This is a genomic window from Acinetobacter sp. YH12249 (assembly GCF_013417475.1).
Taxonomy (GTDB): Bacteria; Pseudomonadota; Gammaproteobacteria; order Pseudomonadales; family Moraxellaceae; genus Acinetobacter.
Genome location: NZ_VPDX01000002.1, coordinates 175,495 through 200,395 on the forward strand (window position 1 = coordinate 175,495; position 24,901 = coordinate 200,395).

Annotated in this window: 24 protein-coding genes; 10 read left to right on the plus strand and 14 right to left on the minus strand. The window is 41.8% G+C overall.

Going from position 1 to position 24,901, the window contains the following annotated elements:
* Positions 1-97: 97 nt before the first annotated feature.
* From FTV25_RS02055 to FTV25_RS02065, 3 genes are all read right to left on the minus strand, one after another.
* A complete protein-coding gene (locus FTV25_RS02055) occupies positions 98-1,147 on the minus strand; it encodes a 3-deoxy-7-phosphoheptulonate synthase (protein WP_180002052.1) in 1,050 nt (349 codons plus the stop codon).
* Between the two features lie 538 nt (positions 1,148-1,685).
* A complete protein-coding gene (locus FTV25_RS02060; protein ID WP_159122907.1) occupies positions 1,686-2,210 on the minus strand; it encodes a hypothetical protein in 525 nt (174 codons plus the stop codon).
* Positions 2,211-2,440: 230 nt separating this feature from the next.
* Entirely contained in the window at positions 2,441-3,553 is a 1,113-nt protein-coding gene (locus FTV25_RS02065) for an S-(hydroxymethyl)glutathione dehydrogenase/class III alcohol dehydrogenase (RefSeq protein ID WP_166138145.1), read from the minus strand.
* 120 nt (positions 3,554-3,673) lie between these two features.
* On the opposite strand from FTV25_RS02065, the gene FTV25_RS02070 reads away from it, so the two are divergent.
* The 3 genes from FTV25_RS02070 (at position 3,674) to FTV25_RS02080 (ending at position 6,592) form a co-directional block, all read left to right on the plus strand.
* The gene (locus FTV25_RS02070) at positions 3,674-5,227 is read left to right on the plus strand and encodes a phospholipase D family protein (RefSeq protein ID WP_180002053.1); all 1,554 of its coding nucleotides are present in this window, start codon (positions 3,674-3,676) and stop codon (positions 5,225-5,227) included.
* A 263-nt stretch (positions 5,228-5,490) separates the two neighbouring features.
* A complete protein-coding gene (locus FTV25_RS02075) occupies positions 5,491-5,928 on the plus strand; it encodes a hypothetical protein (protein ID WP_180002054.1) in 438 nt (145 codons plus the stop codon).
* Between the two features lie 172 nt (positions 5,929-6,100).
* Positions 6,101-6,592 carry a pyridoxamine 5'-phosphate oxidase family protein gene (locus FTV25_RS02080; protein ID WP_180002055.1) on the plus strand — a complete coding sequence of 164 codons (492 nt, stop codon included), beginning with the start codon at positions 6,101-6,103 and terminating at the stop codon, positions 6,590-6,592.
* A gap of 60 nt (positions 6,593-6,652) precedes the next feature.
* Here the strand turns inward: FTV25_RS02080 and FTV25_RS02085 are convergent, their stop codons facing one another.
* The 7 genes from FTV25_RS02085 to FTV25_RS02115 form a co-directional block, all read right to left on the minus strand.
* The gene (locus tag FTV25_RS02085) at positions 6,653-7,237 is read right to left on the minus strand and encodes a uracil-DNA glycosylase family protein (protein WP_034704166.1); all 585 of its coding nucleotides are present in this window, start codon (positions 7,235-7,237) and stop codon (positions 6,653-6,655) included.
* A 32-nt stretch (positions 7,238-7,269) separates the two neighbouring features.
* Positions 7,270-7,980, minus strand: coding sequence for an SGNH/GDSL hydrolase family protein (locus FTV25_RS02090; RefSeq protein ID WP_180002056.1), 711 nt, complete (start codon positions 7,978-7,980; stop codon positions 7,270-7,272).
* A gap of 158 nt (positions 7,981-8,138) precedes the next feature.
* Positions 8,139-9,197, minus strand: a complete 1,059-nt coding sequence (locus tag FTV25_RS02095) for a fatty acid desaturase (protein ID WP_125278627.1) — start codon at positions 9,195-9,197, stop codon at positions 8,139-8,141.
* Positions 9,198-9,608: 411 nt separating this feature from the next.
* Positions 9,609-10,352, minus strand: a complete 744-nt coding sequence (locus FTV25_RS02100) for an SDR family oxidoreductase (protein ID WP_004785546.1) — start codon at positions 10,350-10,352, stop codon at positions 9,609-9,611.
* Positions 10,353-10,404: 52 nt separating this feature from the next.
* A complete protein-coding gene (locus tag FTV25_RS02105) occupies positions 10,405-11,103 on the minus strand; it encodes a histidine phosphatase family protein (protein WP_034702771.1) in 699 nt (232 codons plus the stop codon).
* Positions 11,100-12,221, minus strand: a complete 1,122-nt coding sequence (locus FTV25_RS02110) for a phosphotransferase family protein (protein WP_180002057.1) — start codon at positions 12,219-12,221, stop codon at positions 11,100-11,102. The genes FTV25_RS02105 and FTV25_RS02110 overlap by 4 nt, the downstream gene beginning before the upstream one ends.
* Positions 12,222-12,273: 52 nt before the next feature.
* Complete coding sequence (locus FTV25_RS02115) at positions 12,274-13,515, minus strand: acyl-CoA dehydrogenase family protein (RefSeq protein ID WP_180002058.1); 1,242 nt, start codon at positions 13,513-13,515, stop codon at positions 12,274-12,276.
* Between the two features lie 94 nt (positions 13,516-13,609).
* Between FTV25_RS02115 and FTV25_RS02120 the strand changes: the two genes are divergently transcribed.
* Together FTV25_RS02120 and FTV25_RS02125 are read left to right on the plus strand one after the other, a co-directional pair.
* Positions 13,610-14,527: a LysR family transcriptional regulator gene (locus FTV25_RS02120; RefSeq protein WP_180002059.1), complete on the plus strand. Its 918-nt coding sequence runs from the start codon at positions 13,610-13,612 to the stop codon at positions 14,525-14,527.
* Between the two features lie 161 nt (positions 14,528-14,688).
* Positions 14,689-15,306: a thermonuclease family protein gene (locus FTV25_RS02125; protein WP_004785537.1), complete on the plus strand. Its 618-nt coding sequence runs from the start codon at positions 14,689-14,691 to the stop codon at positions 15,304-15,306.
* A gap of 195 nt (positions 15,307-15,501) precedes the next feature.
* Here FTV25_RS02125 and cydB read toward each other — a convergent pair whose 3' ends face one another.
* Complete coding sequence (cydB, locus tag FTV25_RS02130) at positions 15,502-16,506, minus strand: cytochrome d ubiquinol oxidase subunit II (protein WP_125278633.1); 1,005 nt, start codon at positions 16,504-16,506, stop codon at positions 15,502-15,504.
* On the minus strand, positions 16,503-17,948 hold the full coding sequence (locus FTV25_RS02135) for a cytochrome ubiquinol oxidase subunit I (RefSeq protein ID WP_180002060.1): 1,446 nt from the start codon (positions 17,946-17,948) through the stop codon (positions 16,503-16,505). Before FTV25_RS02135 ends, cydB begins: the two co-directional genes overlap by 4 nt.
* Before the next feature lie 260 nt (positions 17,949-18,208).
* On the opposite strand from FTV25_RS02135, the gene FTV25_RS02140 reads away from it, so the two are divergent.
* From FTV25_RS02140 to FTV25_RS02155, 4 genes are all read left to right on the plus strand, one after another.
* Complete coding sequence (locus FTV25_RS02140; protein ID WP_180002061.1) at positions 18,209-18,652, plus strand: MarR family winged helix-turn-helix transcriptional regulator; 444 nt, start codon at positions 18,209-18,211, stop codon at positions 18,650-18,652.
* A complete protein-coding gene (locus FTV25_RS02145; RefSeq protein ID WP_180002062.1) occupies positions 18,649-19,848 on the plus strand; it encodes an MFS transporter in 1,200 nt (399 codons plus the stop codon). Before FTV25_RS02140 ends, FTV25_RS02145 begins: the two co-directional genes overlap by 4 nt.
* Positions 19,849-19,997: 149 nt before the next feature.
* Positions 19,998-20,204, plus strand: coding sequence for a helix-turn-helix transcriptional regulator (locus FTV25_RS02150; RefSeq protein WP_034702754.1), 207 nt, complete (start codon positions 19,998-20,000; stop codon positions 20,202-20,204).
* The gene (locus FTV25_RS02155) at positions 20,201-20,530 is read left to right on the plus strand and encodes a hypothetical protein (protein ID WP_125278636.1); all 330 of its coding nucleotides are present in this window, start codon (positions 20,201-20,203) and stop codon (positions 20,528-20,530) included. Before FTV25_RS02150 ends, FTV25_RS02155 begins: the two co-directional genes overlap by 4 nt.
* 45 nt (positions 20,531-20,575) lie before the next feature.
* On the opposite strand, the gene FTV25_RS02160 is transcribed toward FTV25_RS02155, so the two are convergent.
* On the minus strand, positions 20,576-21,556 hold the full coding sequence (locus FTV25_RS02160) for a GlxA family transcriptional regulator (RefSeq protein ID WP_180002063.1): 981 nt from the start codon (positions 21,554-21,556) through the stop codon (positions 20,576-20,578).
* Between the two features lie 78 nt (positions 21,557-21,634).
* Between FTV25_RS02160 and FTV25_RS02165 the strand changes: the two genes are divergently transcribed.
* Positions 21,635-23,458, plus strand: a complete 1,824-nt coding sequence (locus FTV25_RS02165) for an acyl-CoA dehydrogenase (RefSeq protein ID WP_180002079.1) — start codon at positions 21,635-21,637, stop codon at positions 23,456-23,458.
* A gap of 55 nt (positions 23,459-23,513) precedes the next feature.
* On the opposite strand, the gene FTV25_RS02170 is transcribed toward FTV25_RS02165, so the two are convergent.
* On the minus strand, positions 23,514-24,728 hold the full coding sequence (locus FTV25_RS02170) for an alkane 1-monooxygenase (RefSeq protein ID WP_180002064.1): 1,215 nt from the start codon (positions 24,726-24,728) through the stop codon (positions 23,514-23,516).
* Positions 24,729-24,901: the final 173 nt, after the last annotated feature.

Here is a 24,901-nt window from a genome sequence, read left to right on the forward strand (position 1 = left end):
AATTGTTGCTTTCAGCATTTAGAAAAATACTTCTGAACAACCATATCCGATCATAATATCTTTCCTCAACGAATTGAGGAAAGATAAGATCGTGAGTTTAAGCGCTACGCTTTAAACTTTCGCATCGCAGTGAATCAGCCATATTTAACAATAATTGCTCGGTTTTTGTCCAGCCCAGACATCCATCAGTCACTGACTGGCCGTAAACCATATCTTCAGAGATTTTCTGATTACCATCAACCAAATGACTTTCGAGCATTACACCCCGCACATTGCTGTGCAAACGTTCAGCGACGATCTGCTCCAGCACTTCAGGTTGTAGCATTGGGTTTTTTGAACTATTGCCATGACTGCAATCAATAACCAGGGCCGGCAAATCGGTTGAGTGTTTCGCTTTAATTTTTTCAATTTCAGACAACTGGTAGTTCGGACCACTATTTGAACCACGCAGGATCAAATGTGCTTTTGGATTCCCTTTTGAGCTCAGGATACACGGCAGACCCGATTGGCTCATGCCCATGAACTGATGTGGATTGGAAGCTGACTGAATAGCATCAAGAGCAATTTGAATCGAACCATCTGTCCCATTTTTGAAACCGATGCTGTACGGCATATGGCTGGAAATTTCACGGTGAATTTGTGATTCACTGGTACGCGCGCCAATCGCACCCCATGCCAATAGATCATCGAAATACGCTGTCGCCATTGGACTTAATATCTCTGAGGCAATCGGCAGGCCCATGCCAATCAGTTTTAGGTACAGTGCACGAGATTTTTCCAGACCCAATTGAATATTGGATGAGCCATCGAGTTCTGGGTCATACAGGAAGCCTTTCCAGCCTACGGTGGTACGTGGTTTTTCAATATAGGCCCGCATAACCAGGAAAATTTGATCAGAAACCTGTTCCTGAAGCTGTTTTAATTTTTCTGCATATTCCAGTGCGGAAGCTTCATCATGAATGGAACATGGTCCGGTAATCACCATTAAACGGTGATCTTTACCCTCTAAAATATTTTGAATAATTTGACGCTGTTCAGCGATTTGTGCAGCCAATTGCGGAGACAGTGGCAATTGCTGCTTAAGCTGCTGTGGTAAAGCTAAAATGGTTTCTGTTTGATGTTGTTGTGATGTATGTGCAATATTCATGACTTTAAATCCTGGGACTGGCAATCAGTCCAAACTTTTATTTGAGCGTTATGGGTCTAATTGAAGATGTCGAAAGCGTCATTAGCTGGCTAAAGTAAGACCAATAAAAGTTGCTAAAGTATGAATAGTTAAAGTTTGTCATGGCTGTCTCCAAAAAATTGTTAAATCACATGCATAAAAAAACCTGATCAGGGTTGCCGATCAGGTATTAACTGGTGGGCAACCTTTTCATTGCCCAAACGCATTCAGGCAATTATCTAAACTGCCAGAAATAAAAATAAGCGTTTGAAATGATAGGTTGCTTTAACATGTTTATGTCTTTCATAAAAATGTGAATCTGAAATTAAAATACGCGCTCTATCCAGTTTTGACAAGTAGTAAATATAAAAAAATATTTATCAGTATTTATACTTTTACTTATCGCCCTAGAATTCTAACCTTTCAGATATTAATAATGGACAAAGTCGTGACGGTCAGCAGACTTTGCCCATTTCCTTAAAACCAAGAGCATATTAGATCTTGGTTTTGGCATTTGCAATTAACGGGTTACGCGATTCCATGCATCACGTACTGCAAATTTTGCCTGTTCCCAGTTCAGACGTGACTGGCCTTTTGCCTGTTCCCATTTTACTTTCAGATCGCTTTCTACATCTTCAAAACGGGTATTGGCATCATATGCTCCACGGTTTTCATAACCGACACGATAGGCCGCATCATAGTCACGATCGTAATCTAAATCGCTATACGTGGTACGGGCATCTGAATAATAAGGGGTTTCAACGGCATTATCTCGCCAGAATGCTGCTTCTTCAGTCGGGTTCACAGCTTCGCCTACGCCTTTACCTGCGAGACCACCGACCACTGCCCCCACAACACCGCCTACTGCTGCACCAACAGGACCGCCTGCTGCACCGACCGCTGCACCTGCAGCTGCGCCACCGGCAGCACCTACGCCTGTGCCAATAGGATGTGCACCTGGCTCGCCGCTAATTGGATCGGCATTTAAATCATCACGGACATCTTTAGGAGAATTTTTAATACGATCAAATCTATCATTCGACATAGAGCTTATCCTTATTCTTTAAAATGATTCTTAAACATGGTTTTAATCGCGTCTCTCAATACGCTTCTATTCACTATAAGCATCTGGCATGTAATGACCTTAGAAGCCTTGTGTTTTTTAGGTAAAGCTCTGTGGTGCTTTGATAGGCAAATGTATCTGATATATTTTAATTATTAAAATAAAAGGACGGTGTTTACCGGCCTTTATTAAGTTTAAATCGCTAAATCATTTTAATCAAAATGAATCACGCTACGGATTGACTTGCCTTCATGCATCAGATCAAAGGCTTCATTGATCTGTTCTAATGGCATCGTATGTGTCACAAATGGTTCTAACTGAATTTCACCTTTCATGGCCTGTTCAACCATGCCCGGTAATTGAGAACGACCTTTAACACCACCAAATGCCGTACCCATCCATTTACGGCCTGTGACTAGCTGGAATGGACGAGTTGAGATTTCTTTACCTGCACCTGCTACGCCAATAATCACAGACTGACCCCAGCCACGGTGTGCACATTCCAGTGCTGAACGCATTACGTCGACATTACCAATACATTCAAAAGAGTGGTCTACGCCCCAACCGGTCATTTCCACAATCACTTGCTGAATTGGCTTGTCATAGTCTTTTGGATTCACAAAATCAGTAGCGCCAAACTGTTTAGCCAGTTCGAATTTATCCGGATTGGTATCCACGGCAATAATACGACCGGCTTTGGCCTGACGAGCACCTTGTACAACTGCAAGACCGATACCGCCTAAACCAAATACAGCGACGCTATCGCCTTCCTGTACTTTAGCAGTGTTATGTACTGCACCAATACCTGTAGTCACGCCACAGCCTAATAAACACACTTGCTCATGGTTAGCTTCAGGATTAATTTTCGCCAGAGAAACTTCTGCAACGACTGTGTATTCAGAGAACGTTGAACATCCCATGTAATGATAAATCGGCTGACCATTATAAGAAAAACGGGTAGTTCCATCTGGCATTACACCTTTACCCTGAGTCGCACGAACAGCTACACACAGGTTGGTCTTACCCGATTTACAGAACAGACATTCACCACATTCTGCTGTGTAAAGTGGAATCACATGATCACCCGGTTTCAGACTCGTCACGCCTTCGCCTACCTCAACGACGACACCCGCACCTTCATGGCCTAAAATGGCTGGAAATACGCCTTCCGGATCATCACCAGACAAGGTAAATGCATCGGTATGACATACGCCAGTATGGCTAATTTTTACCAGTACTTCACCTGCTTTTGGTGGAGCAACATCTACTTCCACAATTTCTAATGGCTGACCTGGGCCAAATGCAACCGCTGCACGTGATTTCATGTAAAACGATCCTTTTATTACTGATTTACAGATGGTTAACAGTAACCTCTTTCTATTCGCAGATTCAACCATTAACATCACTAGTTGAGGAATAAAACCCCTATAACTAATGGAACATCAATGACTAAGCCCTCGTCAATTACATGTTTAAGTATTTTTGTTTTTAGTCTGACTATTTCTGGCTGTGAATTAGCTCCCAATACAGCAAAAGACGAAGCCATTACTCCGGTACAATCGGCCCACTGGATTAGAGAGGAACAACTGCCACAGATTCAGGAAGGGAAAACGGCTTATCTGCCTTTATATGACGGTTTTATGAGTATGGCAGCACGGTTATATCTGATTAATCAGGCCAAATACCATCTCGACCTGCAATATTACATCTGGAAAGATGACTATATTGGCAACATGATCCTCTCCCAATTATTAAAAGCCGCAGACCGTGGCGTGAAGGTTCGAGTTCAGATTGATGACCAGAACGGAACTCAACTGGATGATAAGCTGCTGGCCTTAGCCCAGCATCCTAATTTCGAAGTCAGACTATTTAATCCTTATAAATTCCGTCAATTGCGTGCCTTGGATTACGGATTCCGTATGAAATATGTTAACCCGCGTATGCATAACAAACTGATTATTGCGGATGGTACGGCAGCGGTAACGGGTGGTCGAAATATCAGTAGTGAATATTTTGATGCCAGTGAAGACTTTCAGTTTAGCGATGTCGATATTTTCTTTGCCGGTAAACCAGCACACGATGCAAATCAGACCTTTATCAAATTCTGGAACGATGATCTGAGCTATGACATCCGACAAGTTTTGAATGATTCAGGCAATCCACAACTTTTAAAACGGCTGAGAACCGAATTTAAAGAAGATGAAGTCGATAAAAATGAACTGAAACGTCGAGTCGGTATTGCGGAACAGCAGATTGATGAACAACTGAGAAAGCGCCCGATCAAATGGGGAAATGCCTATTTTGTTGCCGATGCCCCTTCCAAGGTTCGTCGTAGCGCCCAGAATGGCGATTATATTTATACTCATATGCTGGAACTCATGGGTGAACCCAAAGACCACCTGGAATTGGTTTCTTCTTATTTCATTCCTACTCAGGAAGGTGCGGATTATTTAAGTAAACGTTCCCAACAGGGTGTCAAAATCAGAATTTTAACCAATTCTTTCCAAGCAAATGATGTTGCTTTGGTTCATGCCTATTATCAGCAATACCGTAAACAGCTGCTCAAGAATGGAATCGAGCTCTGGGAATTCAAACCTTATATTGAACGGCCAAAACGGACCTGGTATGAAATTATGACCGGTAATATTATTCCGGCCAAAAATAAGAACAGTTCCAGTTTACATGCCAAATTCTTTGATCTGGATGGCATGGTATTTATTGGTTCCTTTAACTTTGATCCACGCTCTGCCTATTTAAACACTGAAGTCGGTCTGGTGATTGAATCCGATCAACTTCAAGATGAAATTACTAAGTCCTTAAACCAGTATTTACCCAGAATGGCTTATCAACTGAAGTTAGATAAAGAGGGTGAGATCATTTGGCTGGAACACCAAAAAAATGGTTCAGTCATTCAGCATAATCATGACCCTGAAACGACACAGTTCCAGCGTTATATGATGAATCTGGCAACAAAATTCCCGGGAGAATGGTTAATGTAATGACAGATACATTGCAATCAAATTACATTTAATGTGATTTTTCCTTAATTGATAGTTGGCTTTGGATATTTTAAATCTTTATTGGTGATAAGCTGAACAATATAAAATTGACTAAATCTCTAAATCGGGTTTTTATACTTATATTTTTCAGCTTATTTCTTATATATTAATCAGATCAATACCTACAAAGGTTTTACCTATTCCGTTGATTGCTCTAAAATTACACTTTTCCAGTATTTTGCGAATTTTCGCTTTCCACTCCCATGCAATTTTTTGATTTAAGTCGTCAGTTTAAACTCAGTGATATTCTCACCCCTGTTAAGACCTTGCAGGATCTGTCTCAACAAGAATGGTTTTTAGCCAAAATACGGGTTGAACATGACTGCCTGTCTGATTCGGACTTGGTCGAAGGTCAGGTCGTACTTAAATCTAATCAGAATATCCAGGTCGAACTGGAATGGCTGATTCAGGATACCGGTTATGAATTACAGGTGCTATTCAAAGGTGTTGAAACCGAAGCTTCTGAAGAAACACTGGTGATGGTTAAAGGCGCGCAACTGGTCGATGAAGAACAGCAACTGATTTCTGCACAAGCTTTAAGTTTATGGATTGACGGCACATTACTCCCGATGTTGCCGAATATCCGCAAAGAAATTAAAGCGCGCTTAAACCTGTGGGATTATGTGGAATATGATGGTTAATTCATTTTTCCATTTCTAAAATTTGAAAGAGCCATATCGGCTCTTTTTCGTTTACAGGGAATTTACCTAATATATTTAATTGGTTAAATTGCCCTTGCCTGAATATTTTTATGGCAATGCCTATTTTAGACATACAGATTAAGCTTGATTAAAATAATAAAGAGAAAACATCATGATTTCCCCTTCTGAATGGCAAAATATCCGTCAAGTTGTTGCAGATACGCAGCGTGCAGCAATGCATTGTTCGATCGCAACCGTCAATCCCCGAGGCTTTCCTAGTATTACTCCGATCGGAACTGTCTTTCTGGATCAGCAGTCTAGTACAGGTTTCTTTTTTGATACTTACTCCACCACCTTCTCTGAAAATTTACAGCATCAGCCACTTGCCTGCATTCAGGCTGTGAATAGCAGCAAACTGTTCTGGTTAAGTTCCATGTTCAAGGGAAAATTTAAGCATTATCCCGGTGTACGTTTATATGCAGAGATTGGCTCTTTACGTCCTGCAACAGCGGAAGAGATTGAGAAAGTTGAATCTCGTATCTCTACATTAAAATGGAGTAAAGGTAGCAAACTGATCTGGTCCAGCTTTCATCATGTTCGGGATATTAAAGTTAAGGATTATCGCTGGGTCGAATATCCCAATATGCAGGTAGAAAATACTTAAATACTTTCTAAAAGTAAGCTTATTTCATAAATATACTTAATATTTATATTTATTCATAACTCAAATTAGACCGACATGCTCGAACATCATCCGGTAACTATCTGCTTTCTTATCCAGAGCCAAAGGATAAGCCCGGGATGAAGATGGCATCCGGTATAGATACAGGTCACGGCCAAGAAAATGTGCCTGTGTTGGCTCACCTATACCGGGTTTCAACGTACCTTCAGGCATAGAGAGCATCAAAGTATCTGTGGCCTTGTCGCCTGTAGTCATGATGTGGTTGCAGTCTGGCATTTTCCCTAATAGATCCTGCAAATTGGTTGGCACTACAATTTCCAGAAATTTATCGGAAGCATTTCCCTTCAGGCGTCGGATCTGATAAGCACTGTCAAAAATCGCAATCCCCGTTTCAGTTAGAAACTCACGGATTAGATGTTCCTGAAATTTTTTATTAGGTAAGTCCAAAAAGTAATCTTTATTTTTAAAGAAAATTAATCCAAATATCCGCCACATATCATTTTGGTAATTCGGATAATAAAAATTCATTTTCCAGCGCGTTGCGGGTGGCGGAAAACTGCCCAACATCAGTAATTTGGCATTGGGCGGTAAAAATGGCGGTAATGGATGGGTTTCAATATCCGACATAAACTGTTCCAGATTCAGGTATTTCAGTTATTTTAGAATGCCTGACGGATCTTGCTAGCAACTTCTTGTCCCCAAAGTGTATAAACTTCCTTACTTGGATGAAAACCGTCTTTGGCCATTTGTAAATTCATGGCACGATATTTTTCAATATCATATTCAATCCATTGCATGTTGATCTGCTTGTTCACAAATTTTTCCAGCTGCTGGTTCATGTGTTTGGCATATTGACCAAATAACCAGGCCAAAGGATTCGGTAAAGCCGGGAACATATTCATTGGAGGAACACCGGCTGCAATGACCAGTTTTGGATTAAACTTTTGCTGGATTTTGCCATAAAACTGTTCCTGCTTCTTGATCCAGACATCGGCAGGCATGAGTTTAGTCACATCATTCACACCGACTGAAGTCACGACCACATCATAGGATTTAGCATCAATCTGGTCTAAAGTACGAATGACCTTTGAGGTGGTATCGCCCGTTTTTGCCTGTAACTTCCATTTAATTTCAAAGTCATTTTTTAGCTCATTCAGAATCGCGCCGAGTAAGGCATCATCCTGATGATCTACCCCGACCCCTGCTGCTGCTGAATCACCCACAATCAGTAATGAAAGTTTTTTGCCTGTTCCTGTTTGGCCTTCACGTGCACCCTCTGGTTCTGGAAGTTTTATCGTATTTTTTTTGACACGGTTACCCTGAATTACGAGCGCGGGAATTAAGGCGATAGTGGCAGCTTTGAGCAACATAATGGACTAATTTATATAAAGATATGATTAATTTTACTGCAATTTATGGATTACGAGTAATACCTCAGCAGTCATTTTTAATGAATATTCACGTAACTTTAACTAGCAAAATAAAAAAATCCCGGCGTTTAACGGGATTTTTTAATGTGGCTGATATATCAAACTTTATGATCATTCCAGCGGTTCATGCGCTTGAACGTCCCAATATCATTAAAGCGTACACCCACTTCTTTCATGACTTTATGCGCCGTTTTAGAGGTCAACTGACGTATATAAAAGGGTTCTTTGACCACAAAATGATGGATCGCATGAGTTGAACCGAAATTACAGCAAAATAACTGGAATGGCACCATCCACCATGGATTCAGTACCTGAGTCTGCTTGATGACATCGCGTGGATCAATATCACCATAATAATGCATATTGGAGCTAACGAATTGCAGGCTAAAAGAACGGATAAAATTCGGAATGATCCAAATTACTGCCAAGAAATTCACGAGCGGCATAGCTTCGATGATACTTTCCGACCAAAGCATTTCATAACCAAAGATTGGTGCAACGGCATTGCCTACATGAAAGACTACAAATAAATAGCACAGACCATAATAAATCAAGCTTAATGGCAAGAAGCCTAATAGCTGAGAAATCATGGCAACTTTACGTTCTTTTTCAGGCTGTTTTTCCATAAAAAGATGAATCATTTTAAACATCTGAAAAGGACGCAAATACACTGACATCAACTGGTCACTGATCACTAGTATGCGGCGAATCCCCCATGGCATACCATTACTGATGCCACGTTCTTCAAGATCATATTCAGTGCCTGAATATTTATGATGATGCAAATGCATGCGTCGGCGAGCCCATGGACTAATCGTATTTGGACGAGCCAGCCACACTAAAGCCAACATTAAATGATGTGCCCAAGGTGTTTTTTTGAAATACATATAATGAATCAGGTCATGTTCTAATTCATGTGTCAGTGAAGCAAAAATTGCAATTAGGGGAATGGTGAACCACGCAGAAAGATAACCATATCCATATGCCAATGCGCATGCGATCATCCCCGTCCAGGCAAAACCTAAAATACTCGCACCAATGAAATTCTGATGTTTAAGTATAGGATAACGGGTACGTATTTCTTCCCCGGCCTGTGTAACGATATTTCTGACCTTAGAGATTCGCTGTTGGTCAGTCATATCCGAAGATGTAGACATATGGACAACCTTTGATTTCTGAACAGTTGTACATTAAAGGAATTTATAAAAAAGAGAAGTTATCTTTCCACTTTCGCAGCGAGTATGTCCAAGTTTTGGGCAGTTTTAGTAATTTTTTTAAGATCAAGAATAAAGCAGAAAAATAAGGAGATATTTTCTATAAAATTTATCGTCTAAAAATTCTTTTCTTAAAAATTTAATCATCTCTATTCTAATAGAATTTTTATTTTTATAGAAAAATAAAATTTATTCATCATCAAAGTGTTAATGACTTTTAGAGATTTAACTAATTATCTTAATAATTTATAACGTTTTTAAATCCGATACCAGAATTATCCTACCTACTTTTATCCAAAATTTTGAATACTAAAAAGTAAAAAAGCCCCGAATGGAGCTTTTTAAATTGAGGTTTTAACCTAATTTATTGACTAATTTTAGCGGTAATACTTTCATTGCCAAACCGAGGGGCAACCAAGGCCATTTCGGCACATAAGCTTTGACTGGTGCTTTCTCAATTTCTTCTGCCAATAAGCGTGAACCCGTTTTCTCATCCACTTCAAATGGTAATTTTTTCGCGCCTTCATTAATTTCAGTACGAATATAGCCTGGGAAAATGGTCGTGACTTTAATTGGTGTATCAATTAGCTCAGCACGAATGCCTTCAGCCAGATGTGCAACCCCAGCCTTACTTGCGCCATAAGCGGTCAAGTGTTTTGGCATACCACGCATTGCGCTCATCGATGAAATCATTACCAGATGACCGGAGTTTTGTGCGCGGAAAATTTCCACTGCAGCTTCACATTGTGCCAATGCAGAAATAAAGTTGGTTTCGACAGTGGCTTTATTGATTGCAAAATTACCTTTACCAATCCGGCGGCCTTCACCTACACCGGCATTGACAATAATTCGGTCAATGGTGCCAAAGTCTTCTTTAAAGGCACGGAAAACCTCAAAAACCTGATCATAATTGGTCACATCCAGTGTTTTGGCAATGACTTTAATATCATATTGGCTTTCGAGTTCTTGCTTCAAAGTTTCCAGACGTTCCAGACGACGTGCACAAATCGCCAGGTTATACCCTTTTTTTGCAAATTCACGTGCCATACCGGCACCAATCCCTGAACTTGCACCAGTAATTAAAATCGTTTTAGCCATATTTTTACCCTATCCCTTTATTTTTTCTAAGGTGTTTTATCTTCAATAATTTTTAAATCCAGGTTAGCAGGTCTGGACGCTGTGCTTTAATAAAATGATGTTCATTCAAGCTGAGTAGCTGGGGTTCATTTCCGACCAGACGTAATGTAGTAATGCTGGTATTGGTAATTGCCCAGTTTAAAGCGAAAGTTTTCTCCGGACTCAGACCCAGGATTTTGCCTACCGCTACAGAGATGACGCCACCTGAGGTATACACGATTGCATAGCGCGGTTTAGTTTGCGCAAGCTGATCACATAAGTTCTGCAAACCGGTTTCTACGCGGCTTTTAAAATTTGGCCAGGATTCATCATATTCATGGTGATAATCATCACAGGTCCAGCGAGCAATCGCTCCACTAAAGATCTTGCTCAGATAATCTCGCGGATTGGCATGTTCTGAGACATCCTGCTTAAGCAGTTCAGGCTGATTAAAACGCGGTTCATAACGGGCAAAGACCTGCTGATGATTAAACTCATTCCAGGCACTATCGGTCAAAATCTCGCTTTCAGGAAAACATTCATCTAAAGATAACTGTGCCGTCTGTTGATGACGTTGCATAGAACCAGCCACTACATACGGTGCTTCTTTCAGAATTTCATCAAAATAACGACCGAGCAATTTTGCCTGTAGTTCCCCATTTGGCGAAAGCTGATCATAACTGGCTGCCCCGAAAGATGCCTGTCCATGCCGGATCAAGTAAATGGTGGTCATTTTGGCATTAACTCTTTAAATTTCAGGATATATTTTTGTGCAATGTCATTGGCTTCAAGCTTTTGTAGACCAATCAGTTTTAAGGCACGAATATGCAAGGCATGAATGACTACCCAAAAATCCTTAAAGGCTGGATTGTTGGTTTGTTTGTGGTAATAACGATAATAGATCTGCTGAGCAATTACCGAGAGACGGAAAATCCCAAACACTTCATAGAATGTCCAGTTTTCCGGTTGCAGACCGGTTTTCTCCAAATAGTAATCCACCACTTCTTTACGGGTAAACATACCTTTTAAATTGGTCGGCTGGCGACGTGTTGCTTTAAAAATGGCATTGTCCGTATCTTCTACCCAATAAGCCAAGGCAGAACCCAAGTCCATCAGCGGATCACCCAGGGTGGCCATTTCCCAGTCCAGCACCCCAATAACTTCAGTTGGATTTTCTGGATCCAGAATGACATTATCAAAACGCCAGTCATTGTGAATGACACAAGTTTTAGAATCAGATGGAATATTATCTTTCAGCCAGTTACGCACGTATTTAAAAGATGGAACATTTAATGTTTTGGCTTTTTCGTAACGTGCATCCCAGCCTTCTACCTGACGACGGCAATAGCCTTCACCTTTGCCTAACTTTTCCAGTTCTGTACCAGTGTAAGGAACCTGATGCAGTTCGATCAGTTTATCAATCACATTAATACATAAAGTATGGATATCTGATTCAGTCAGTTGCAGTTCAGATGGCAGTTTGGCACGCGGAATAATACCTTCAATGCGTTTCATTACATAGAAGTCACAGCCAATGACTGATTCGTCCTGACAAAGTGCCACCATTTCAGGTACGACTGGATAATGGCCAGCCAAGGCTTTTTGTACATGATATTCACGTGCCATGTCATGCGCAGATTTGGCTTTAGTCCCTTGAGGCGGACGACGTAAAATTAAATCGGCATTGGCATACTGCAAACGATAAGTCCAGTTTGAAGCTCCACCTGAATATTGAGTAAGCTCTAAAGGACCTTCTACATTTACTCCTTGTTGATTTAACCAATCTGTGATGGCCTGTACATCCAGTTCCTCACCTTCACGAACTGATCCACCTACATCAATGACCGCCATAATTTTTCCTTAAAATCTTCTAATACGTTGCAATGTTCTATATAAAGCCAGCTTATTTTTTACGACGTGTGCTATAACCGCGTTTTGCCAGTTCCAGTTTGGCAATCATGCCTTTATGCACTTCATCCGGGCCATCGGCCAGACGTAAGGCACGGGCTTGGGCAAAGAATCCGGTCAGCGGTGTATCACGAGAAACACCCGCACCACCGTGGATCTGAATCGCCATATCCACGACTTTTTCCAGCACACTTGGCGCAACGACTTTAATTGCAGAAATTTCAGTCAGTGCTGCCATATTCCCTAAAGTATCCATTTTATAGGCAGCATACAAGGTTAATAATCGAGCCTGATCAATGGCAACACGAGCTTCAGCCACACGTTCCAGGTTACCGCCCAGTTTTAAAATCTCTTTACCAAATGCGGTACGGCTCATACCACGGTCAATCATCAACTCTAATGATTTTTCAGCAGCACCGATGCAACGCATACAATGGTGAATACGGCCTGGCCCTAAACGGCCTTGGGCAATTTCAAAGCCTTGACCTGCACCGCCAATAAAATTCGAAACTGGAACACGAACATTATCAAAGCTGACTTCGCCGTGGCCATGTGGCGCATCATAGTCACCAAAGACTGGAAGCATCCGTTCGATTTTTACGCCTGCAGTATCGACTGGAACTAAAACCATGGAATGCTGATGATGACGGTCTTTGGTCTCATCCGGTGTATGTGCCATAAAGATAATGATTTTGGCATTTGGATCACCAAGGCCTGAAGACCACCATTTACGGCCATTCAAGACAATCTCATCACCTTCAACCACCGCCGTCGCCTGCATATTAGTAGCATCACTTGAAGCCACTGCAGGTTCAGTCATACAGAACACTGAACGGATTTTCCCTTCCAGAAGTGGCATCAACCATTGCTGTTTTTGTTCTTCAGAACCATAGCGCCACAATACTTCCATATTGCCACTATCTGGCGCATTACAGTTAAAGACGGTAGGTGCAATTAAGCTTCGTCCAGAAAGTTCAGCGATATGCGCATATTCCTGAACGGATAATCCCTGACCTAATTCTGGACAAGGCAAAAACATATTCCAGAGACCTGCCGCTTTGGCTTTATCTTTCAATGTTTCAAGTTCTGCCGGCCATTGCCATTTGGTCCAGTCACCGCCTTGATTCAGTTCATGCACCTGATGCCAGAAATCAGCCTCGACAGGTTCAATTTCATCAGTAATAAACTTTTTTGTTCTATTTAAATAATCCTGTGCACGTGCTGACAGCTCAAACATTGCTTTATCCCTCTGAATATTCTAATTCATACGCTTTACAACACCTTAACCCAAAACTTATTATGAATAAAATGATTTAATTCCATATAGTAGTATGCATAGTATTCATTCAAAAACCGTGATGGATCTACGAAATTTTCATCGTATTGATATTAATCTTTATCCACTTTTTATTGCCATTTACGAACAAAACAGTATTTCTAAAGCTGCGCAAATTCTATCGATAAGCCAGTCAGCGGCCAGTCATGCTTTACAACGTTTAAGACAGCATTTACAAGATGATTTATTTGTGCGAACTGGTAGCAAGATGCAACCTACGCCGTTTGCGGATCAGATCTATCCTGAAATTAAAAATGCACTTTTTGCGATTCAGAATATTTCGATGCAGCATCAGCAATTCAGACCGGAATCGATTCATAGCTTAAAAATTGCTGTACATGATGAAATTGAACCCATGATATTTCCAAAACTGGTTCAACATTTTCAAAAAATTAACTTGGATCTTCAGTTGAGTAGCATGAAACTCGACCGTAAAAATATTGCTGCAGATCTCGCCTCTCAACAGGTCGATTTTGTTATTGATCTGGAGCAAAGTATTAGTGAAAAAATTCAGTTTGAACGACTGGTACAGGATGAATTCGTGGTCTGTACACAACGAACAGAAATGAATGAACAGATTTATCTGGCCTCACCTCATATTGGCGTTTCCTCACGCCGTACGGGAGTTTTAGTTGAAGATATATATTTAAGTCGAAAACATTATTCCCGACAGATTTTTTTACGTTGTCAGCACTATTCCACAGCCCTGCAAATTCTGGAACAGCAAAAGACTGCCATGCTGACAATTCCTAAAAATGTTTTGACTCATCTACAGTTAGCAAACTGTCTGAATATTTTTGACGTTCCTGTACAACTGCCGAAAATTAATATGGGGATGTATTGGCATAAAGATTTGCAGGAGAATAAAAGACATCAATTTTTGAGAAATGAAATTTATAAAATTTTTGCTTAGGCTATTTATGAGATGATTTAAAATTGCTTAGGCTATTTTTACTATCAGGTTTTAGGATTAAGGTTGGCTTGGTTTTATACTGCTTAGGCTATTTTATCGGTACAAAACAAAACACCGATTGATGGCTTTTTAAGCCCTATGCGGAGTCGCTTTGATCTAAAATGGCTCAACTTTTAGCTGTGTTTATGCGGCTGTTTTTGCTGATTTGGATCTTACCCTTGTTACATCTCTCCACTACCTGGCAAATTGTGCTGGGCTTCGTACTTCTGTGTTTTTCCTATTATCTGCTGCATAAAATTACGGTGTATTTAAAGGACCTATTTCGCCCCTTTAAGAAAGGTAAGAAATATTGGTGCCGGGTAAGTGCGGTCAGTGATGGTGACACCCTCACCTGCTACCGTTTTAATATCCGTCGCTCTGAGACCAAATTACGTTTTGCCTATGTCGATGCACCTGAATCTTCACAGGCCTATGGTAAGGAATCACTACGCCTGGTTCAAAGTATGGTTAAAAATAAAATGATTCGGGTACAAATTACGGATATTGACCGTTATGGTCGCTGTGTCGGTGTGGTCTATCGTTATCGCAAGAATATCAATGAAGAGATTGTGAAACGTGGTGCGGCATGGGTTTATGAGGAATATATCCGGGATAAAAACCATTTACGCTATATGATGGAACTACAGAATAAAGCCAAAAAGCAGAAAAAAGGATTATGGAAAAATAGCCGCCCTGTCCGTCCAAGTGTTTATCGTAAACAGATCAAAGCCTCATCTTGATATTTTAAAAATCAAAAATTTAGCCTATAAAAAGGGATTTGTACTAACAAATCCCTTTTCTTTGTTCATTTAATATACCTAATAGGCCAAATGCACCAGAAAGCGGAATGCCCCTGCAATAAGTGCTAGTGTCAAAAAACCTGCAAGCCATAAGCCGACAAACCATACTATCTGTTTGCGTGTCATAACTGCTCCTTAATGATAACCATCATCTCCAACACGTACCTTGTGTCGGAATACCCAATAGGACATACAGGTATAAATCACGATAATCGGAATCAGAATCAAGGCACCAATCAAGGCAAATAACTGACTATTTTCATGTGCCGCTGCCTGCCAGATCGTGACTGATGGCGGAATAATATATGGCCACAGACTAATCAGAAAACCGGTATATGCCAGGAATACCAGCACCAGCATATAGGAAAATGGACCTAGTTCACTGCGTCTTTTACAGGCGCGTAAGGCCAGCCAGGTAAACAATATGACCAAGATCGGTACGGGCATAAAGTAGGTAAATTGTGGCTGGCTGAACCAACGCTCCGCAATTTGCGGATGGGTCAACGGCGTATAAACGCTGACAGCACCTAAAATAATCAGTAAGGCTATAATCAGCTTCGGCATCAGTTTAAACATGCGATCCTGTAAATCATCACCGGTTTTATAAATGAGCCAGCCACAGCCTAATGCTGCATATAGCACCACGACACTGATTCCTGTAAAGATACTGAAGGGGCTAAGCCAGTCCAAACCACCACCCACATAGACACCATTTCGCGTTTCAATTCCCTGAATATATGCACCCAGAATCATTCCCTGTAAGAAACTGGTGACGATCGATCCCCCAATAAAGGCTTTATCCCACCAGTGTTTGCTTTTATTCGCCTTAAAACGGAACTCAAAAGCAACACCACGAAAAATCAAGGCGATCACCATCAGGATAATGGGCATATATAGCGCTGAGAGTACCGTCGAATAAGCCAATGGAAAGGCAGCAAATAATCCAGCGCCCCCTAGAACCATCCAGGTTTCATTACCATCCCAGACCGGAGCGACCGTATTCATCATGACATCGCGTTCATCCTGATGCGGGAAGAATGGAAATAGAATGCCAATGCCCAGATCGAAACCATCCAGAATGGTATAGACCAGTACACCCAGTCCAATAATCGCAATCCAAATTAATGATAAATCAATCATTTTTTATCCTCCTGATCCGGATGTTCAGGAACCTCTTCAATACGTTCGCGAATACTGCTCAATGGTCGACGAGAAGCCTGAACCACATCGCTATCCGATTCATGGTGTGGTCTGGAATGAATAAATTCTGGACCTCTATGCATTAGGCGCAACATGTAGAAAATTCCTATGCCAAAAACAACGCAGTACACCACCACAAAGATAATCAGGGTCAAACCAACCTGTTCAGCAGACACTGGCGATAATGCATCCTTGGTCCGCATAATGCCGTAAACGACCCAAGGCTGACGGCCGACTTCTGTGGTAAACCATCCTGCCAGCATGGCAAGAAATCCGGATGGCCCCATGATGAGTGCAAAACGATGCAGACCACGTGACTCATAAAAACGTCCTCGGGTACGTGACCATAACCCCCATAATGCAAGCAGGAGCATCAACATACCCAGCCCGACCATAATCCGGAAACTCCAGAACACGACCAGTGAATTGGGTCGATCTTCAGGCGCAAAATCTTTAAGCCCCGTGACTTTTCCATCCATAGAGTGCGTCAGAATCAGGCTACCCAATTTAGGAATACCAATTGCATATTTGGTTTCTTCAGCTTGCATGTCTGGAATCCCAAACAGGTATAAAGGCATTCCTTCATCATGATTGGTTTCCCAATGGCCTTCCATCGCGGCCAGTTTGGCTGGCTGATGTTCAAGCGTATTCAGACCATGCATATCCCCCACAAAAATCTGTAAAGGTGCAAGTGCCAGAATCAGCCACATGGCCATGGAAAATGAAGTTTTGACTAAAGGATCTCGACGGCCCTTGATCAGATGCCATGCCGCTGTTGAGGCTACAAGTAAGGCCGAAACCAGAAAGGCGGCCATTGCCATATGGGCCAGACGATAAGGAAAAGACGGGTTAAATACGATCGCTACCCAGTCCTGCGGGACGATCAGGCCATTTTCAATCGCAAAACCTTGTGGGGTCTGCATCCAGCTATTGGAAGATAAAATCCAGAACATGGAAATACAGGTGCCGATTGCGACCATTAAAGTGGAGAAAAAGTGCGCTCGTGGGCCAACCCGATCCCAGCCAAAGAGCATGATGCCCAGGAATCCGGCTTCTAAAAAGAACGCAGTTAAAACTTCATAAGCCAGCAAGGGTCCGGTCACACTTCCAGCGACCCGGGAAAACTCACTCCAGTTGGTTCCGAACTGATAGCTCATTACCACACCGGATACGACGCCCATACCAAATGCGACGGCGAAAATTTTGACCCAAAACTTGAACAGATCCTGAAAAATCGGATTTTTAGTCTTTAACCAGCGCCATTCCAGAATAGCCAAAAAACTTGCTAATCCGATTGAAATTGCAGGAAAGATAATATGAAAAGATACAGTAAAGGCGAACTGTATTCGTGCTAACTCTAATGCAGTTAAACCCAGAGTCATAAACTTCACCTATGCAGTGTTATTTGGCATATCTGCCCTTCAGTTATTAAGTGATGGATTTTTCTAGTGCTTAGGTAGCTTAGGCTGAATCATTCTTAAAAGTATGTAGTCTTTTGTTGATTGTTTTTTAATCAGGTTAAAGACTTGTAATAACTTAGTCAAAAAGACGTTAACCATGCAAAAATTTTCAAAATTTCCCTCTTGTCTAATTGAATAAAGAGGCGTAAATTAGGCACAATTTAGTTAGCCAGGTTAACTATATGTTTCAATCCTCTTCCAGATTTCGTTCACTGTTGCTGCGTTGCGCACGACTCATGAGTGATGAAATCAATACGATTTTATTATCCTCCCAACTTAATTATTCCTTATGGCAAGTGCTCTATACCATTCAATCCCAACAGCAATGCACGCTGGTTGATATTTCAAGCTATTTAAATGTTTCAAAACCAAGCATTACCAAACGTATCCAGCATTTAAGTGAACTCGACTTAATCTGCCAGATCGAAACCGAAGATAAACGTCAAAAATTATTTAAACTCAGCGAGCAAGGGGTTAAAACCTTTAACCTGTGTTCCAAACAGATTGATGCTTTTGAAGATCACTTACTGCAACAGATTGATGCAGATGATCTGCAAAGCAGTAAAAACACTTTGGTACAGCTGATTCAGCAATTACATCCTTCATCTCAGGAAACACCACAATGAGCCAAGATCAAGCCCGCTTATGGACCCCTAATTTCGTCCTGGTCAGTCTGGTTAATTTCCAGCTCGTTCTGGTGTTTTACCTGCTGGTGATTGTGATTGTCGGTTTCTCGGTCGCTGAACTGGGAGCATCGACTGCACAAGCCGGTCTGGTATCCGGTCTGTTTATTGTCGGAACACTAATTGGACGCTTATTTATTGGGAAATTGCTGAATCGTCTAGGACTGAAAAATACCCTGGTGATTGGCCTGACTGGCTTTTTGTTATTTTCCGGACTTTATATGATTCCGGCCAAACTAGAAGTGTTATTGGGTATTCGTCTGATCCACGGCTTTATGATGGGTATGGCCTCTACCGTACTCGGCACAGTAATTGCGCAAACCATTCCGGCAACACGACGTGGTGAAGGTATCGGTTATTTCAGTATGAGCAGTACGCTTGGTACGGCGATTGGTCCTTTTGTCGGGATTTGGCTGATGACGAATTTTAATTATCAGGTGATTTTTATCTTCACCACTATCGTTGCGCTCAGCTGCCTGATCTGCGGTCTGTTAATCCAGCCGCCGCGCCTTAAAGCGAGTGGTACATCAATTTCCTCTGTTCCACAATCTGCCAGTAAACTCGCTCAATATGTAGAGCCCAATGCCTTGCCGATTGCAGTGATTGTCCTGCTGGTGGCTACCTGTTATTCAGGCGTACTATCCTTTATTCACTTCTATGCCAAGGACATCAATCTGGTCGAAGCAGCCTCATTCTTCTTCCTGATGTATGCCTTTGCTATTCTGCTGTCGCGTCCTTTTACTGGCCCATTAATGGACCGTAAAGGTGAAAACATCATTATCTACCCCGCAATCGTGATTATGGCAGTAGGTATTCTGATGCTGAGTCAGACACAAAACTCTGTGATGTTACTGGCGAGTGCCGCGTTATTAGGTTTTGGTTTCGGGAATATCCAGTCCGTGTGTCAAACCATTGCTGTGAAAAGTACCACCTTGCAACGGATGGGTCTCGCCACCTCAACCTTCTTTATTGCACTGGATGCAGGTCTTGGTTTCGGCCCTTATTTCCTCGGTATGCTGCTGGATCAGGTGGGTTATCGTCAGCTTTATTTGTTTTCCGCAGTGCTTACCTTTAGTTGTCTGATCTGGTATTACCTGCTGCATGGCCGCAAGGTTAAATCGACCTCAGTCAAAGCTTAAACCAGCTGATTCAAAAATTTTTAAACGGGCATTTAGCCCATTTTTTATATCTCAATCTTTTAAATGACACTTATTTTTATCATTATAAAATATATAGTTTACATAATGTTAAATATATATTACATTTTGAATGATGTTGGAGTAAAGACATGTTAAAGAATGACATCATCGTGTTCCGTGCTAAAAAACGTTGGACACAACAACAGCTTGCTGATGCAGTGGCAGTCAGCCGCCAAACGATTGCCGCATTAGAAAAAGAGAAGTACAACCCTTCCTTGATTCTGGCATTCAAGTTAGCAAATGCACTTGAAACGACGATTGAGGAACTGTTTAGTTATGCCGAGGAAGTAACATGACACTATATTGGGTATTGATGGCTAGTATCTTAAGTATTGTGGTGGCTGTGATTTGCTGTGAAATATATAAAATACGCTTTGAATGCTCACAGGAAGCCAAAGACGAAAGAGGAACAATGATTTTATTAAAGCAGAAGTCATTATCCTATAACATTTTATTTTTGGGGATTAGTTCAGCCTTTTTGATCATCATCGGATTTGAAGGCTTCGGACTAAAATGGTTAGAACGTGAAGTTTTTATTTACTGGATTATGTTCACCGGCTTCTTGCAAAGCATCGCTTCAACCATTTATACGCATTATTTACGTAAAGATATCTTTAGCTAATATGTATGCCAAGAGAGCTTTTCGAATCTCTCTTTTTGTCAAAATCTAGAAACGTCGACTAAAACGACGGCGATATTCTAAAGGTGTTAACCCTGTTTTCTTATAAAATAAACGCCGAAATGAACTTGGATCCTGATAGCCGACATTTTGCATAATCAGATCTATGGCCTGATCGGTTTCCTCAAGCCGTTTGCGTGCCGCTTCAATACGAATGGCTTGCAGATACTGATTCGGTGCAATATTTAGCGCCTGCTTAAAATGCCGGATTAAAGTACGAGTGGTGACATTAAAACGTTCTGCCAGCGCATTTAAAGTAAATTCTTCATGAAAATGCTGCTCTAACCAGTCCTGAACTTTTTGCACCAGTTCATCATGATGAGGTTGACCAATCTTCATTAATGAATAAGACAATTGGCTATCACGTCGATAATCAATTACAAAGGATTTGGCAGATTGCATGGCAACTTCAAAACCATAGAAACGTTCAATCAGATGCAAGCCTAAGTCAAACCAGGCCAAGCCTCCACCTGCACAGTAAATATTCTGATCCCGGCTAATCATCAGATCGGCATTGAGTTTGACCTGAGAATAACGTGCACGAAACATGTCCTGAAAGCCCCAATGCGTTGTCGCCACACGACCATCTAAAATACCAGCTTCTGCCAGAAAGAAATTCCCGGTGCAGTTTCCAGCGATTAAGGTGGATTGTGCATGAGCAGAAGTTAAAAACTGAATCAGGTCTGGATTTTCATCCAGTACCTCTTGTATAGGTGCGGCGATGGTCGGCACTACCAGAATATTTGCTGTTTGAATTTCTTGATATGAACAATGAGCTGGTAATTCCAGGCCGTTAATACAACGAATTGGTTGTCCATCTGGACTGGCGATCCTGACTTTAAACAGGCGTTGCACATTTTGCTGCTGAATCCGATTCCAGCTGACGCCAGCCATGGCGAATAAGTCGACGACACCTGTAATTGCTGAAGCCAAAGCACCATCAAAGCCTAAAATCACTACCTGTTGCATATTGTTCTATTTGTCGCTTTTCACCCGTTTCATGTCATTATTGACAATCCTCCTTGATAAATGCAACTGTTAGTCTTGATGCTATCTCAAGGATTGCACATTCAGGACTATACCGTGACTCAGCTGATTAATGATAAAGACCTCAATTTTCTGCTTTATGATGTTTTCAAACTCGAAGCCTTAACTGAACTGGAACGCTATCAGGACCATGACAAAAATACTTTTGATAGCATCCTAGAAACGGCAAAAGGCATCGCGACCGATTATTTTGCGCCGCATAATACCAAGGCTGATCATCATGAACCGAGCTTTGATGGCAAACAGGTGAAGACCATTGATGAAGTAAAAATAGCATGGCAACAATTTGCTGATGCTGGTCTACTCTGCGCCCAGCATGATTACGCAGACGGCGGCATGCAATTGCCGACTTTGGTGAATATGGCCTGCAATGCCTATTTCATGTCAGCGAATCCTTCGACTGTTGCCTACTCTTTTCTGACAGCCGCTGCAGCAAATCTGATTCAAGCCTTTGCCTCTCCAGAACAAAAACAAATGTTCTTGCCGCATATGCTTAGTGGCCGCTTTGCCGGAACTATGGCGATGACCGAACCGAACGTGGGTTCCTCTTTGGGTGATCTGACCACTAAAGCGATTCCTCAGTCAGATGGAAGCTACAAAATTAAAGGCCAGAAAATGTTTATTTCTGGCGGTGATCAGGACATTACTGAAAATATTGTGCATCTGGTTCTGGCTCGTATCCAGGATGCTCCACAAGGCGTAAAAGGCATTTCCCTATTCATCGTGCCGAAATTCAAAACCAATACAGATGGAACTGTAGGTGAATCCAATGATGTACAGTTAGCTGGCCTGCTACACAAAATGGGCTATCGTGGTACCACTTCCACAGTTCTAAGCTTTGGGGAAAACGATAATTGCTTAGGCTATTTAATTGGTGAAGCGGGGCATGGCTTAAAATACATGTTCAAGATGATGAATGAAGCGCGCGTTGGTGTTGGCCTCGGTGCAGCCATGATCGGTTATCGTGGTTATCTGGAGTCTCTGGACTATGCTAAAAACCGTCCTCAAGGCCGTCCGGTTCATGAAAAAACACCTGACGCTAAACCTGTGAATATCATTGAGCATACGGATGTCAAACGTATGCTACTGGCACAAAAATCTTATGTTGAAGGTGCTTTGGCGCTGTGCTTATTTGCAGCTCGTTTAATTGATGAACATCAGGCTGCACAAGATGAAGAGAGTGCCATTTTACTCGATCTCATTATACCAGTGGTCAAGTCCTTCCCTTCCGCCTATGGTCCTAAAGCCAATGATCTAGCGATTCAGGTCTTGGGTGGTGCGGGCTATACGCGTGAATATCCGGTTGAGCAATGCTATCGGGATAACCGTCTTAATCCGATTCATGAAGGCACTTATGGGATTCAGTCTCTGGATCTATTAGGCCGTAAACTCTGGCAGCACAATGGCAAAGGCCTGACCCTGCTCATGCAACGCATCCAGAAAACCTTGTCTGAAATTCAGGATGGCAAGTTAACAGAACTGGCAGATGTCTATAAACAGCATCTTGTCACTGTGCAAAAAACCACACAGGTTTTAGGTCAGGCTCTGCATCAAGACAAAGTTAGTGAAGCTTTGGCCAATTCTGGGCTATATCTGGATATGATGGGCAAAACTATTATCGCGTGGTTGTGGCTGGAAATGGCCAATCAGGCTCAACTTAAATTTGGCACATCTTCTCAACAGGAAGATCAAGCCTTTCTGGCCGGTAAAATTCAGGCAGCTCAATATTTTATTCATTGGGAACTGCCTGAAATTGAACATCAGGCCAAATTACTGATGAACTTCGATGACACCTGTTTGAAGATGCAGAGTGATTGGTTCTAAATAAAACTCAATAAAAAATGCGCCTCGAATGGCGCATTTTTATTTGTTTACATCATCAAGCTGCAGCGTCTTTTAGACCAAATCTCTTAAGCAGCTTGGCACGCTTCGAAGGCAGAATATTTGCTTTAGTTAAATCGCCTTGATAATGTTGATACACACGTTGATCCATCATCTTGTACCACAATGGTGGAATCAGTGCCGGTATCAGCATGGTGGCATAACCACTTGGTAATTCTGGTGCTTCATTAAAATGTCGCAATGCCTGAAATGGTCGGCTTGGATAGGCATGATGATCCGAATGGCGTTGTAACTGGTACAGGAACAGGTTGGTCACAATGTTGTTATTGTTCCAGCTATGTTCGGGCAAGGTTCGCTCATAGGTACCATCTGCTTTTTGCCCGCGTTTTAATCCATAGTGTTCGATATAATTCACGATTTCAAACAGGCTGATGCCATAGAGGGCCTGGGTCAGCGTATAAGGAATAATTTTCTTGCCATACATTTTCAGCATCAAGGCATGATAGCCCGCACTCATCGCCCAGCCATGAAACAGCTCATTTTCCTGACTAAAGAATTTTAAGCCTTTACGTTCCAAACGTCTTTTTTCTATCTCAATTGCTGATTTCAAGCCACCCAATACAGTACGTGGCCAGAAACGGTAGAAGGATTCACCCATTTTCGAAGATGCCGGGTCTTCTGGCGTCGCCACCCGTTTATGATGTCCATAAGGATGCTCAATCCGGAAATGGTTATAAGCCAGCGGCATCAGGCTGGCATGTGACCAGTAGTGATCTTTTTTCTGAGGACGGTGGCTTAGCTCGTGCGCAGTATTCACGCCGATTCCATTAATCGCCCCCATAGATATGCCAAGTAGAACCTGATCGACCAGAGAAACATTAGGACGGGATACGACATAGCCTGCAAAAGCATTGGCAGCCATTTGCAATGGGATAAACATCTTCACGATCCGGTCATAATAAGGATCTTTGACCAATGCCTGAATCTGCTCATCATTTGGATTATTGGCATCATCACCAATTAAAGCATCTAATGTTGGGATAATCACATGTAATAATAAAGGCCCACCCATCGCAAAGACTTTTTTAGTGGCTTTGGGACCAAAATGATAGCCAGCCAGAATTCCCATACCGATCACAGGCAAACCGGGACTGAGCAGCCAGCCAAAACGTTTTTTATCCAGTTGGACACCTTTCAGCGCTGACGCATCCTGCGTGAACTGAGCTTTGCTAATTTGTGCAGGGGCATTCATTGCGACCCTCCTTTTTTATGTTACTCTGCACATATAGTTGAATATTTCAGCATTAGCGAACAGTATTGAACGTCCAGAAAAACTATGTCAGCGTCTTTGGCGCATTAGGCCAAATCTTGGCCTTAAATCACAGGACTGGGCTATTTAAATTTAATTAAATGAATTAAAACAAA